The sequence below is a fragment of the uncultured Gordonia sp. genome (assembly GCF_937858515.1).
Lineage (GTDB): Bacteria > Actinomycetota > Actinomycetes > Mycobacteriales > Mycobacteriaceae > Gordonia.
Window position 1 is genome coordinate 1 of record NZ_CALLZT010000171.1, and the last position, 13,203, is coordinate 13,203.

At 66.5% G+C, this 13,203-nt stretch carries 13 protein-coding genes; 7 read left to right on the plus strand and 6 right to left on the minus strand.

Translation table 11 applies throughout. From position 1 onward, the window contains the following. Both Q0627_RS16765 and Q0627_RS16770 read right to left on the minus strand, forming a co-directional pair. Positions 1 to 272, minus strand: a 272-nt coding sequence (locus tag Q0627_RS16765) for a rhodanese-like domain-containing protein (protein WP_298811553.1), incomplete at its 3' end; no start/stop codon positions are given. 372 nt (positions 273 to 644) lie between these two features. Further along, entirely contained in the window at positions 645 to 1,601 is a 957-nt protein-coding gene (locus Q0627_RS16770; protein ID WP_298811555.1) for a DUF2993 domain-containing protein, read from the minus strand. A 110-nt stretch (positions 1,602 to 1,711) separates the two neighbouring features. Between Q0627_RS16770 and Q0627_RS16775 the strand changes: the two genes are divergently transcribed. Together Q0627_RS16775 and mshD are read left to right on the plus strand one after the other, a co-directional pair. After that, positions 1,712 to 2,464, plus strand: a complete 753-nt coding sequence (locus tag Q0627_RS16775; RefSeq protein ID WP_291016244.1) for a response regulator transcription factor — start codon at positions 1,712 to 1,714, stop codon at positions 2,462 to 2,464. Beyond that, entirely contained in the window at positions 2,457 to 3,368 is a 912-nt protein-coding gene (gene mshD, locus Q0627_RS16780) for a mycothiol synthase (RefSeq protein ID WP_291016245.1), read from the plus strand. The genes Q0627_RS16775 and mshD overlap by 8 nt, the downstream gene beginning before the upstream one ends. On the opposite strand, the gene Q0627_RS16785 is transcribed toward mshD, so the two are convergent. Then, positions 3,359 to 4,588: a citrate synthase gene (locus Q0627_RS16785; protein WP_291016246.1), complete on the minus strand. Its 1,230-nt coding sequence runs from the start codon at positions 4,586 to 4,588 to the stop codon at positions 3,359 to 3,361. The two genes, mshD and Q0627_RS16785, sit on opposite strands and share 10 nt — an antisense overlap. A gap of 84 nt (positions 4,589 to 4,672) precedes the next feature. On the opposite strand from Q0627_RS16785, the gene Q0627_RS16790 reads away from it, so the two are divergent. Further along, the gene (locus Q0627_RS16790) at positions 4,673 to 5,839 is read left to right on the plus strand and encodes a citrate/2-methylcitrate synthase (protein ID WP_291016247.1); all 1,167 of its coding nucleotides are present in this window, start codon (positions 4,673 to 4,675) and stop codon (positions 5,837 to 5,839) included. Here Q0627_RS16790 and Q0627_RS16795 read toward each other — a convergent pair. Further along, positions 5,802 to 6,938, minus strand: a complete 1,137-nt coding sequence (locus Q0627_RS16795) for an LLM class flavin-dependent oxidoreductase (RefSeq protein WP_291016249.1) — start codon at positions 6,936 to 6,938, stop codon at positions 5,802 to 5,804. The genes Q0627_RS16790 and Q0627_RS16795 overlap by 38 nt on opposite strands. A 238-nt stretch (positions 6,939 to 7,176) precedes the next feature. Between Q0627_RS16795 and pstS the strand changes: the two genes are divergently transcribed. From pstS to pstB, 4 genes are all read left to right on the plus strand, one after another. After that, positions 7,177 to 8,241: a phosphate ABC transporter substrate-binding protein PstS gene (gene pstS, locus Q0627_RS16800; protein WP_291016251.1), complete on the plus strand. Its 1,065-nt coding sequence runs from the start codon at positions 7,177 to 7,179 to the stop codon at positions 8,239 to 8,241. 71 nt (positions 8,242 to 8,312) lie between these two features. Next, complete coding sequence (gene pstC, locus Q0627_RS16805) at positions 8,313 to 9,389, plus strand: phosphate ABC transporter permease subunit PstC (RefSeq protein ID WP_291016252.1); 1,077 nt, start codon at positions 8,313 to 8,315, stop codon at positions 9,387 to 9,389. A 1-nt stretch (position 9,390) separates the two neighbouring features. Then, complete coding sequence (gene pstA / locus Q0627_RS16810; RefSeq protein ID WP_291016253.1) at positions 9,391 to 10,287, plus strand: phosphate ABC transporter permease PstA; 897 nt, start codon at positions 9,391 to 9,393, stop codon at positions 10,285 to 10,287. A 43-nt stretch (positions 10,288 to 10,330) separates the two neighbouring features. Continuing rightward, positions 10,331 to 11,107, plus strand: coding sequence for a phosphate ABC transporter ATP-binding protein PstB (pstB, locus tag Q0627_RS16815; protein WP_291016254.1), 777 nt, complete (start codon positions 10,331 to 10,333; stop codon positions 11,105 to 11,107). A gap of 188 nt (positions 11,108 to 11,295) precedes the next feature. On the opposite strand, the gene phoU is transcribed toward pstB, so the two are convergent. Together phoU and Q0627_RS16825 are read right to left on the minus strand one after the other, a co-directional pair. Then, entirely contained in the window at positions 11,296 to 11,958 is a 663-nt protein-coding gene (gene phoU, locus Q0627_RS16820) for a phosphate signaling complex protein PhoU (protein ID WP_291016255.1), read from the minus strand. Positions 11,959 to 12,051: 93 nt separating this feature from the next. Beyond that, positions 12,052 to 13,203 (minus strand): LCP family protein (locus tag Q0627_RS16825; protein ID WP_298811567.1); only part of this gene is annotated, 1,152 nt, incomplete at its 5' end.

Below are 13,203 nucleotides of genomic sequence, written 5' to 3' on the forward strand. Positions count from 1 at the left end.
GCGAACCAGTTGTTGTTGCCGCCGTAGAGGACGACGGTGTCGTCATTGGCGATGCCGCGCTCGGACAGCAGGGCCGAGAACTGCTCGCGGTTGACGAAGTCGCGGCGGACCTGATCCTGCAGGTCCTTCTTCCAGTCGAGCTTGATGGCGCCGGGGATGTGGCCGCCGTCGTAGGCCGAGGTGTCCTCGTCGACCTCGACGAAGACGGTCTTGTCGGCGGTGAGGTTCTGCTCAGCCCATTCGGCGCTGACCAGGACGTCGGAGCGTGCCATGGTTATGTCCTTTCGGAAGACATGCGGGGTTTTGCTTGATTTCGGGGTGTTGTCTGGCCGGGAGATTGCAGCACGACGACATGGGAAGGCCGGACGCTCTGCGGGTGTGGACACGGTTGTCCGTCGAGTGCACCGGGATCAGGACGCTTCGGGGCGAGGTGTGCTCACCCGTCGGTCATCGAGCGCGGCGCGGTCGCTGATCAGCGACAGCAACAAGTGGCGCAACGACAGAAGTCGATCGCGCGGCGACGGGTGAGAAGGAACTCACGGCGCTGTTGCATGGGGACGAGACTACAGCAGCGTGACGTAGCGCTCACACACGCGGTCGTCCGGTGCTGTCCAAGATGTCCGGTTACCGGGTGAATGTACTGGTCAGAAGCCGTTCAGGCTGAGATCACGATGAGCAGAACGCCCCTCGATGAGGATGTCGCTGCCGGCGCTGGTGACCGATGAGGGTGACATACCCCACGGCATCGGGATACGGGGCAACGTCATGGTGAACCGTTTCAGGACCGCCCGCAGCAGGTCCGCCTTCGCCGGGTCGGTGTCGAGGTCGCCGGGGTCGGCGTGCTCTTCGGGGCCCGCGTACAACCCGTACGCGAACACGCCGAGCCGGCCGTCGGTCAGTACCAGGTTGACCAGCACGCTCAACCGCTTCGACGTGCCGGTGAACTCCGACGCCGACGGGGAACTCGTGGGTGTGGGCAGACCGCCGGGGGGCGTGGGCGGCAGTGCGACCGTCCCGGTCAACACCACCCCGTGCGAACGCTTGAGGACGCCGTCGCCGGGTCCGCCCCCCCCCGCCTTACCCGGTTCGGCCGGGGTGGTGACGTACAGATCGGTGATGCCGAGCAGGCGGCCGAGGTTGGGCGAGTCGAGCCGGACCGAGGCGGCCACGTCGTCGGCGGCCAGGGTGTCGGCCGAATCGAACCGGAAACCGCTGCGGCCCGCACGCAGATCCCCCGTGACCACGCTCATCTCCGCGTGACAGCCGCCGCGGGTGGCGCAGCCGTCGATCGGGACACCGCGCGCACTGATGATCGAGCCGGAGAACCGGCCGTCGCGGGCGTGGGTCGTGAACGGGAAACCCTTCAGGGTGACCTGAGGTTCGTAGTCGACACGCGGGGTGGCGAGCATCGCCCGGGCCAGCGATCGTTCGGCGCGAACGGCCACCGCGAGATCGGCGAGATACGCCACGGCAGCGACCCCGAGCACCATGACAATGGTCACGATCAGCAGGCGGCGGAGCCGGAAATGTCGCGCTCCGGTGCTGGTGGGTGCGCCTGAGCCACCCTCGGTATGCGCCTTGTTAACAGCCGGGTCCGACATTGGCGTTATTCTGTCATCTGTCGCGTACAAGGTGGTAAGGCGATGGACACAAAGCGGACCGGGTCCGATTCATACCGGTCTGCCCGACGTAGCCGATCGGAGCTGCATTCGTGGATCTCCTGCTCCTCACCGCCGACCCCAACCCGGATTCGGTGCTGCCCTCCCTGTCGTTGCTCGCGCACAACGTCCGGGTGGCACCCACCGAGGTGTCGTCGCTGATGGAGGTCGGCAACGCGGACGTCGCGATCGTCGACGCCCGCACCGATCTTGCCGCCGCCCGCGGACTGTGCCGCCTACTCGGCAGCACCGGGTCGGCGACGCCCGTCGCCGCGGTCCTCACCGAGGGCGGTCTGGTGGCGGTCAACGCGGACTGGGGGATCGATGAGTTCCTCCTGCCCGCCACCGGCCCCGCCGAGATCGACGCCCGGCTGCGGTTGCTGATGGTGCGCACCCGCGGCCTGAGTACCGACGAGGCGGCCGGCAAGGTCACCCTCGGCGAACTGGTCATCGACGAGGGCACCTACACCGCACGACTGCGCGGCAAACCGCTCGACCTGACCTACAAGGAGTTCGAACTCCTCAAGTATCTGGCGCAGAACGCGGGCCGGGTGTTCACCCGCGCGCAACTGCTGCAAGAGGTGTGGGGCTACGACTTCTTCGGCGGCACCCGCACCGTCGACGTCCACGTTCGGCGTCTTCGCGCCAAACTCGGCAGCGAGCATGAATCGCTGATCGGCACCGTGCGCAACGTCGGCTACAAGGCGGTTCGGCCCAACCGTGGCCGGAACTCCGCACCGGACCAGGGCGACGAGCACGCCGACGACTTCGACGACGCCGATGAGGAACTGACCGTCGATGAGTGATGTCCGGGTCGTCGAATCGCTCACCGGCGAGCAGGCCCGGTGGGCTCACGACCTGGTCGTGTCGGCGACTGTGGCCGACGGTGTCGAGCCGTTGTCCGAACAGGGTCGATTGGCGATCGACGGCACCGGTGATAGCACCGAAGGTGTTGTGCGGCATGTGCTCTCGTCTCATGGGTACGCTGTTGTGCTGGTCTCTCCGGGTGACGGGGCGGCGATGATCGAGGCCGTTGTCGATCCCGGGCATCGCCGCCACGGGCATGGGCGCGAGCTGGTGCGCGAGGCCTTCGCGCAGGCACGCCTTCTCGGAGTCGAAGCGAATATCTGGGCGCACGGCGACCTGCCCGGTGCGGCGGCGCTCGCGGCGAGTCTCGGACTGTCGCGCAATCGTGAACTGCTGCAACTGCGCCGGCCGGCCGGAGACGGCTCCGACCTGCCTGAGCAGGATCTCGATGCGTCCATTGAACTGCGCACATACGCCGGACCCGGCGACGACGCCGAGATCCTGCGGGTCAACAACGCGGCCTTCGACTGGCATCCGGAACAGGGCGGCTGGAGCCTTTTGCAGATCCACGAACGGACCGGCTCGGACTGGTTCGACCCCGCCGGGCTGTTCCTGGCCTGTGATCGGAAATCGTTGCAGCTCTGGGGTTTTCACTGGACCAAGATGCAGTCTCCGGAGCTCGGTGAGGTGTACATCGTCGGCGTCGACCCGGCCGCGCAGGGCCGCGGTCTCGGCCGGCTGCTGACCCTGGCAGGTCTGTATTACTTTGTCCGCGTGGGTGTCTCGGAAGTAATGTTGTACGTCGAGGGTGACAACACCGCCGCATTGAATACGTACGAGAAGCTCGGATTCACCCGGTACGCGGTCGATGTCGCGTATGGAGTACCCGCTCCTCAGCGCTGAGGCCGAATTCCGGTGTAGACGCCTTCGGGTCGGAATCGCAGCCGCCGTTCCTGATACTCCTCGAGTGCGTGCGCGGTCCAGCCGACCATCCGGGCGAGAGCGAAGACGGTCTCCGCGGCATCGTCGTTCATCCCGAAGCTCAGGGCCACCGCGGCGAGGGCGAGATCGGAGGTGATGAATCCGCGATGTTCGTCCCGGGTGTGGATCGACCTGGCGACGACCTCGAGTGCGATGGCCGGGCGTACGTCGGGAGTGGCTGCAGCGGTGAGGAATTCGAGGATGCATCCGGCGCGCGGATCGCGGTGGGAATAGACGATGTGGCCGGTCCCCGGTATCGGGGTATCGGCGGCGATGCGTTCGGCGACGGCCCGTTCCGGGTCGTCGAGGGCGGATTGGAGGAATCGGTAGGCCAGTGTGGTGGCGCCGCCGTGCATCGGTCCGTCGAACGCGCCCAGCCCGGCACCCAGGGCCGCGTAGATGCTGCCCCGGGCGCTGGCCGCCACCCGGGCGGCAACCGTTCCCGCCGACAGGTCGTGGTCGGCCAGCAGAACCAACGCGGCATTGAGCAATGAAATCCGTTGGACGGAGGCTGATTCGGCGGTCAATCGGGGCCAAAGTCGCTCGGCCACAGTTGTTCCGGGGTGTGGGCCGGGTGTTCCGACCGCCGCGACCGCCGTCCCGATGATCAGTGCGGCCGCCGCCGACACCGACGCCGGGTCGATACGATGGCGCAGGACATCTTGTGCCCCAAGGAGATCCACGACGATCCGGATGCGATCGATATCGCGTGCGCGGTCGCCGCAGAAGGCTCTTGCCGAAGCCGCGATCTTCTCGTCGGCGGGTCGGTCCGGCCACGGGGACTGCCAGAGAAGCTCCGCGATCTCCTCGAATGTGGCCGTGCGGGCGAGGTCCCGGGCATCGCGGCCGCGGTAGTACAGAGTGTCGTCGTCAAGGTGGGTCAGCTGCGTCCGGATACGCTCGACGACGCCGGACGGAGGCCGGTTGCGGGTCCCCGACAGCAGCGCTTCCACCTCGTTGACGCCGAACACGCTGCCGTCGTGACCGTCGATGCGGCTGCTGGTGAGCCGGCCCCGGCTGACATAGGAGTACACGGTCGACGGTTTGACGCCCAGCACCTTGGCGACCTGTTCGGTGGTCAGGTAGTCGCAGCCGTCGTGGTGGATCGGGGCAGGCCAGCGCCGGGAATGCGTCCTCTTCATATATTGATTAAATCAATATTGACCGACACCGCTCAAGGTTGTCATGGTGGGCGAGAGGCCAACCGGAAGCAGAGGAGCAAGACCATGAGTGCTGTGTTGATCGCACCGCCCGGACTCAGCGGGGTCGTCGTCGCCGACACCGAGATCGGCGACGTGCGCGGGGAGGAGGGCTTCTATCACTACCGGCAGTATCCCGCGATCGAGCTGGCCCGGCGCAGCAGCTTCGAGCAGGTGTGGCACCTGTTCGCCCACGGGCATCTGCCCGACGATCGCGAGTTGGCCGCGTTTACCCGCACGGTCGCGCAGTTGCGCCCGATCCCGCCCGAGATCGGCGGCATCGTCGCCTCGGCGGCGCTGCTGGGCGTACCGCGAACCGAACTGTCGGCGTTGCGCACGGCGCTGTCCGCGGTCGGCGCCGCGACCGGTGCCCGCCCGCTCTGGGACGCCACCGACGAGGAAGGGCTCGCCGACGCATTGCGCGCCGCGGCGATGACACCGACACTGCTGGCGGCCATGCATCGCTTGCGCAACGGCGACGACCCGGTGCCCCCGCGAGAGGACCTTCCGGTCGCGGCCAACTGGCTGTACATGCTCACCGGCCACGAACCCGCACCGCAGTACGCACGGGCCGTCGAACAGTATCTGATCGCCACCGTCGATCACGGTTTCAACGCCTCGACGTTCACCGCTCGGGTCGTCGCCTCCACCGGCGCCGACGTGTACGCCGCGATCTGTGGTGCCATCGGCGCCTTTTCGGGACCGCTGCATGGTGGTGCCCCCGATCGCGCGCTCGATTCGCTGGACGAGATCGCGGCACACGGCGACGCCGCCGGCTGGGCGCGGCAGCAGCTCGCGCAACGTAGGCGCATCATGGGATTCGGGCACGCGGTGTACCGCACCATCGATCCTCGCTCGGAGTTGTTGCGCGGCATCGCCGTCGGTCTGGGCGGCCCATTGGTGGAGCGGGCACTGGAGGCCGAGCGAGCAGTCACCGATGTTCTCGCACAAGCTCATCCGGAGCATCCGCGCTACGCCAACGTCGAGTTCTACGCCGGGGTGGTGATGGAGAGCTGCGGGATACCGCGATCGATGTTCACCCCGACTTTCGCGGTGAGCAGGGTCGTCGGATGGTGCGCGAACATTCTGGAACAGTCCCGGAGCCGCAAGATCATCCGGCCCTCGGCGCGGTATGTCGGAGTGCCCCCGTCGCGGGTCAGCCCCGCAACAGAGGGAAGAGGAGTTCGGCGGTGATCTCGGCCTCGCGGGCCAGCGGCCAGCCGGACAGGATCCAGGCGTCGATGCCGGCCTGTTCGCCGACCGACCGCATCGCCTTGGCGACGTTTTCGGCGCTGCCCACGAAGTAGGTGCCGGTGCCCTTGCCCGCGATGTCGAAAGGGGGTTCGGCGGCGGTCCAGGTGGTCAGGCCCGCAGCCATGTTGGGGGCGAACTCCAGCGCCGAACGGTCGGGGAGCTTACCGGCTCGCAATGCCTCGATCCGGGCGAGGACCTGCGGATCGTCGCTGGTGAGCTCGTCCAAGCCCGGGTAGCCGAAGCTCCTGAGGTTGCGGTCGGCGGTGGCCAACACGGTTTCGGGCCTGGTCTGCGCGAGTTGCCACTCGAACCGGTCCCAGGCCTCTTCTTCGGTCTCGCGGACGATGACGCTGGCGAGCACACCGAACTTCATCGTGCGCCCGCGTTCGGCCGCGGCGGCCCGGACCTGGTTGAACAGGGTCGCGAGAGTGTCGGGTTCGGACATGAACGAGAGGTAGACGTCGAGGACGTCTACGGCGTGCTCGATGCCCTCCGGTGAGGCGCCGGTGCCCCAGACCCGGAGACCTCCGGGCTGACGCGGGCCTGGAATCGCCGGTTTGTACTGCTTGTCGTAGGAGAAGAACTCCCCGTCGAACGCATCGGCGTCGTCGAGGTACAGCTTCTTGACCTGCGACCAGTACTCGGACGACAACCGGTAGCGTTCGGCTTTCGGGGCGAACTGGCCGTAGCGGCGCAGCACCGGATCGGCGCCGTTGACCTGGTTGATGATCAGGCGCCCGCCCGAGTACTGGTCGAACACCTGCGCTTCCTCGGCCATCAGCACCGGCGGTTTGACGCCCGGATAGCAGGGGATGAGGAAACGCAGATCGGTGGTGTCGCCGATCAGCGAGATCGGTTCGCGGGCGGTGGTCAGTGCGCCGTAGAAGCCGAGCCTGTCGAGGGTGCGTGCCTGATGCCGGATGACGTCGAAGGAGGGTGTGACTCGCTGCTGCGCCTCCCAGGGCGCTTCGCCGTCGGTGGGGTTGACGTACCAGAGGAATGCCGGGTCGCCCGGATGGAAATCGTCGACGTCTCGCACGGAGGATAGGCTAGCCTATTTTTCTCGTCGTGAGGTAAACGAAGTGCCTCACAGCACACCTCGGAACGTCACCGACATCACCTCGGCCATTCACGCTCAGTTCACCTTGCGTCGGGCATTCGTCCACCGGCCGCGCCTAGCGTCAAAACGGACACCGGCCCGGGCTTTCCGGGAAACGGGAGACATCTGCTCCGGCATCTCGTCCGGGGTATGTGCAGGACGAAAGGCAACACCAGAGGTGAAGATTTCCCGTAAAGGCGCAGCTCTCGCACTGACCGCCGCTGCCGCGACCGTGCTGGCGACCTCGTGCAGCAGCGACGGCGACAAGGCGATCAGCGGTGAGGGATCGACCGCGCAGCAAAAGGCCATGGAGCATTTCAGCGACAAGCTCGCCGAGAACACCGACATCGTTCTCGACTACACCGGCAGCGGTTCCGGCGACGGTATCAAGAAGTTCATCAGCGGCGACGTCGACTTCGCCGGCTCGGACTCGGCCCTCAAAGACAGCGAGATCACCGACGCGAAAGCGCGCTGCGGCGGCAACGACGCCTGGCATATCCCGCTCGTTGCCGGACCGGTCGCCATCGCCTACAACCTCGACGGCGTCGACAAACTGACCCTGAACCCGCAGGTTCTCGCCGGGATCTTCGACTCGAAGATCACCACGTGGAACGATCCGGCCATCGCCCGGCTCAACCCGGGCATCACCCTGCCGGCCACCGCCATCAAACCGGTGCACCGCAGCGACAGCTCCGGCACCACCGACAACTTCCAGCGGTTTCTGCAGCGGGCCGCCCCCGACGCGTGGCCGTACGAGCACAGCAAGGAATTCCAGGGCAAGGGCGGCTCGGGTGCGGCCAAATCGACCGGCGTCGGCGACACCGTGAAGAAGTCCCCCGGCGCGATCACCTACGTCGAATGGGGCTTCGCCACCGAGAACGACCTGGGTATCGCTGCCGTCGACTTCGGTGCGGGCCCGGTCGAACTCAACGCCGACAGCGCCGGTAAGGCCCTCGACGGCGTGAAGTTCAAGACTCCCGGAAGCAAGGACCTCGTCGTCGACACCGACGCGCTGTTCGCCTCGAAGGCCGCCGGCGCCTACCCGCTGGTGCTCACCCCGTACTCGATCGTGTGCTCGGCCGGCTACGACGATTCGCAGATCAGCAGCACCCTCAAGGAAGCGTTCACCAAGATCCTCGACGAAGGTCAGGAAGGCCTCGGCGCCCTCGGCTACGTTCCGCTGCCCGACGGGTTCAAAACCACCCTCAAGACCACCATCGACGCACTGGACGCCGGCGCGTAATCGCACGTGTCGAGCACCCGCGCGCACGGGCGACTCGACAAGTCCGGGGGAAATGACATGAGGAAGATGACATGACCAGGGCAGATGACCGGACCTCGGCAATAGAGAGAACCATGACGTCCCGCACACAAGACCCCCGTACCGAAGACGAGGGCCCGCACGGCGCGGACACCGCACCCCGGCCGGATGGCGGTGGCCCGGGACACACCCTGGGCACCGGCACGAGCAGACGACTCGGCGACGTCGTGTTCAAGAACCTCGCCGTGGGCTCGGGAATGCTCGTGACGGCCGTCATCTTCCTGATCGCGGCGTTCCTCGTCGCGCAGGCGGTGCCGTCGCTGCTCGACAACAAGGCGAACTTCTTCACCTACCAGGGCCAATGGGTCACCTCCGGCGGCGAACTGAGATTCGGCATCCCCCGGCTGCTGTACACGACGATTCTCGTGTCGGTGATCGCGTTGCTGATCGCGATGCCCGTCGCCCTCGGCATCGCGATCTACCTCACCGAATACGCGCCCAAACGGCTCGTCGGACCGATCACCTACACCGTCGACCTGCTCGCCGCGGTGCCCTCGATCGTGTACGGACTCTGGGGGATCCTGGTGCTGGGGCCGGTGCTGGCGCCTCTCAACGAGTGGCTCGTCGGCAACCTGAGCGCGCTGCTGCTGTTCCGGGAGCCCGAACAGGCCACCAACATGGACACCGGTGCCACCCTGCTGACCGCGGGCATCGTGCTGGCGGTGATGATCCTGCCGATCATCACCGCCGTGACCCGCGAGGTGTTCGCCCAGACCCCCGTCGGCCACCGGGAGGCGGCGCTGGCCCTCGGTGCCACCAAGTGGGAGGTCGTGCGGGTGGCGGTGCTGCCGTTCGGCAGATCCGGCTACATCAGCGGTGGCATGCTCGGCCTCGGCCGCGCGCTCGGCGAGACGATGGCGCTGATGCTGATTATCTCCTCGGCCGGACCGATCAACCTCAACCTCATGGAAAGCGGCGAGACCTTCGCCAGCAAGATCGCACTCAACGCCGCCGAGTTCGACTCACCGGCCAAGACCGGCGCGTTCATCTCCGCGGGTCTGACACTGTTCGTGCTCACCTTCATCGTCAATGCCGCGGCCCGCGCGGTGATCAGTGGAAAGGGCAACTGACATGTCCGTCACGGTCGGGGAGAACGTCCCCGTCAAGTCCAGGCCGTCCGGTTTCACCCCGCTGAGCCGTCGCCGCCTGATCACCGACAGAGCTGTGCGGGTGCTCGTCGCCGGTGCGGTGCTGGCGGCACTCGTGCCGCTGGTGTGGCTGGCGATCACGCTCGTCGGCAAAGGTGCCGGACCCATCGCCGACCCGCAATGGTGGACGCAGCCGCAGATCCGGGGCGGCGCGGGCAACGCCATCATCGGCACGCTGATCCAGACGGCCCTGGCCGCGGTCATTTCGGTGCCGCTGGGCATCCTCGTCGCGATCTACCTGGTCGAATACAGCGACCGACGCTCGGCGATGGCGCGGGCCACGACCTTCATGGTCGACATTCTGTCCGGCGTCCCCTCGATCGTGGCGGCACTGTTCGTGTATGCGGCCTGGCGCACCACCCTCGGATTCGAACGATCCGGATTCGTCGTGGCCATCGCGCTGGTGCTGCTGATGGTGCCGCTGGTGGTGCGTTCCACCGAGGAGATGCTCAAGATCGTGCCGCAGGACCTGCGCGAGGCGTCGTACGCCCTCGGCATCCCCAAGTGGAAGACGATCGCCCGGATCGTGCTGCCCACCGCGCTCTCGGGCATCGTCACCGGCGTCATGCTGGCCATCGCCCGCGTCATGGGTGAATCGGCACCCGTCCTCATCCTCGTCGGGTCCACCCGCGCCACCAACTGGAATCCCTTCGACGGCAGCCAGCAGTCGCTGCCGCTGATGATGGTGCAGGAGTACGGCAAAGGCCCCGGATCCTTCGACAACGTGTGGGGTGCCGCGCTGACGCTGGTCATCCTCGTCGCGATCATCTACTTCGGCGCCAAGGTCGTCTCGAAGGTCTTCTCCCCCAAACAGTCGTGACATCAACCGGCATCGCCGGGCCTCTCCCCAGAACGGACCGATCATGGCCAAGCGCCTCGACATCAAAGACCTGAACATCTACTACGGCAACTTTCACGCCGTCAAGGACGTGAGCCTGGAGGTTCCACCACGCAGCATCACGGCCTTCATCGGACCGTCGGGCTGCGGCAAATCGACGGTCCTACGCACCCTCAACCGCATGCACGAGGTCACGCCCGGCGCCTACGCGGTCGGCAGCGTGCTGCTCGACGGGGAGGACATCTACGCTCGCGACGTCGACCCGGTGAGCGTGCGCGCCACCATCGGTATGGTGTTCCAGCGGCCCAACCCGTTCCCGACGATGTCGATCCGCGACAACGTCGTCGCCGGGCTGCGACTGCAGGGCATGCGCAACAAGGCCGAACTCGACGAGGTCGCCGAACGCAGCCTGCGCGGGGCCAACCTGTGGAACGAGGTCAAGGACCGCCTCGACAAACCCGGCGGCGGACTGTCCGGTGGTCAGCAGCAGCGGCTGTGCATCGCGCGGGCCATCGCGGTCTCACCCGCGGTGCTGCTGATGGATGAGCCGTGTTCGGCACTGGACCCCATCTCGACACTGGCGATCGAGGACCTGATGGGTGAGCTGAAGAAGGACTACACGATCGTCATCGTGACCCACAACATGCAGCAGGCCGCGCGCGTGAGCGATCAGACCGCGTTCTTCAACCTCGAAGGCGTGGGGCAGCCCGGTCAGCTCGTCGAGATCAACGACACCGAGACCATGTTCACCCAACCGGCCAAACGCGAGACCGAGGACTACATCTCGGGTCGTTTCGGCTGAGGATTTCGTTCGAGGGGGTGGCGTCAGGTGTCGAAAGGTCACCGGACCCTTCGTGACCCTCGCTCCTGCGTCGCTTCGGCCTCAGGGTTCAAGATGGTGGCCGCATGAACCAGGGTTACGAGCGGTGAAGGCGACCCGCTCGGAACCGATCGCGCTGTGGTTCAAGATGGTGGCCGCATGAACCAGGGCTACGAGAGTTCGTCGAGTTGTTCGGGGAGCTTGCCGGTGGCCTGGAAGAACACCCGTCGGCCGACCATCACGGCGTGGTCGGCGAAGCGTTCGTAGTAGCGGCCCAGCAGGGTGACGTCGACGGCGGCGGCCACGCCGTGATCCCAGTCGCGGTCCATGAGCACGGTGAACAGGTGCCGGTGCAGGTCATCCATGGCGTCGTCGTCCTCCTCCAGGAGGGCGGCGGCCTCGTGGTCGAGGGAATTGAGGACTTCGCGGGCATTGTGAGCCAGGGCGATGGCCAGCCGGCCCATCTCGGCGAAGTAGCCTCTGACCTCTTCGGGGAGCGCGGTCGCCGGGTGACGTCTGCGAGCGATCTTGGCCACGTGCAGGGCGAGGGCGCCCATCCGGTCGACATCGCCGACGATCTGGAAAGCGCTCACCACACCCCGCAGATCACCCGCGACGGGCGCTTGCAGCGCGAGCACCGCGAACGCCTGCTCCTCGGCCTGCGTGGCCAGCTCGTTCATCCGGTCATGGTCGGCGATGACGCTTTCGGCAAGAGCCAGATCGGCCTGGAGAAGTGCCTGGGTGGCGCGAGACATCGCCGAGCCCGCGAGCTCGCACATGTCGCCCAGAATCGTGTTCAGGCGCTGGAGCTGCTCTTGATAGGCGTTACGCATGGCGTCCAGGTTACTTGGCCGGGTGATCGCGCCGGCGAGGCAGCGATGAACGTCGTATGAACGGGCCCTGTCCTGAGAGCACAGGCCGGCCGGTCACGAGCAGGTGGTGTCGCCCGCGTTGGTGACGGTCAGGTCGTTCGGAAGGTTGCTGCCGCTGACCGCGGGCAACCGGTCCGCGATCAGCGACGACCCCGCCGCGGGCAGATCACCGATCGTTTCGTCGTAGTTGTGACCGAGGATCACTTCGACGCCGGACTTGACGTTGCGATCGGGCTGGACGGTCGCGCCGGGGATCATCGCGGCCACCGTCGCCGCGGCGTCCTCCTGGCCCGCCCCGTACCGGACCACGGTGTCGTCGCGCTGTTCGGAGGCGTCCGCGATGCCGGGGATGTCGAAGCCGAGGGGGGCGAGCAGGTCGGCGGCGGCAGCGGCCGTACCCGCCCGTCCGGTGCCGTTGAGGACACGGACCGTCACCTGGGTGGGATCCAGAGCCGTCGCCGACATCTTCTGCGGCTTGGCCGTGGTGGTCGACGGGCTCGCCGACGAACCGGTCGATGAGTCTCCGGACTTCTTGTCGTCCTTCGTCTTGGCCTTCTCCTTGGCGGCCTTTTCCTTTTCCTTCTTTTCCTTCTCGGACAGCTTCTTGGCCTCGCCGGGCAGCGGGTCGTCGTCGATGATGGCGTCGAAGATGTTGTCGACGTCCTCGGTGCGCGGGATCTCGTTGTTGGATCCGTCGGTGGAGGTGCCCGAGGTGGGGATGGTCAGGAAGCTGACCCGGCCGGCATCCATACCCTGCATCGACTCGGCGAGTTTGATCAGCGACTTCGTGTCGACACCGTCGACGAAGCTGTGATTGACAAAGGTGTTGACGATGCCGTTGAGCTTGCTCGGATTGGACAGCACATTGCCCGACAGCGTCGACCGCAGCAGCGACGACATGAACAGCTGTTGGCGTTTGATGCGGCCGTAGTCGCCGTTGCCCTCGGATTCGATCTTGCGGGCGCGCACATAGTTCAGCGCGTAGCGGCCGTTGAGTTTCTTGGTGCCCTTCTTGCGTAGGATCCAGCCGAGTTCGTAGTCGTAGAGGGGGACCGTCGAGCACACCTCGACGCCGCCGATGGCGCGCACCACCTTCTCGAAGCCGTCGAAGTCCATCGCGATGAAGTGGTTGATGTTGAGGCCGCTCATCGCGGTGAGAACCTGCACCAGGCACTTCGGTCCGCCCTCGGCGTACACCGAGTTGAG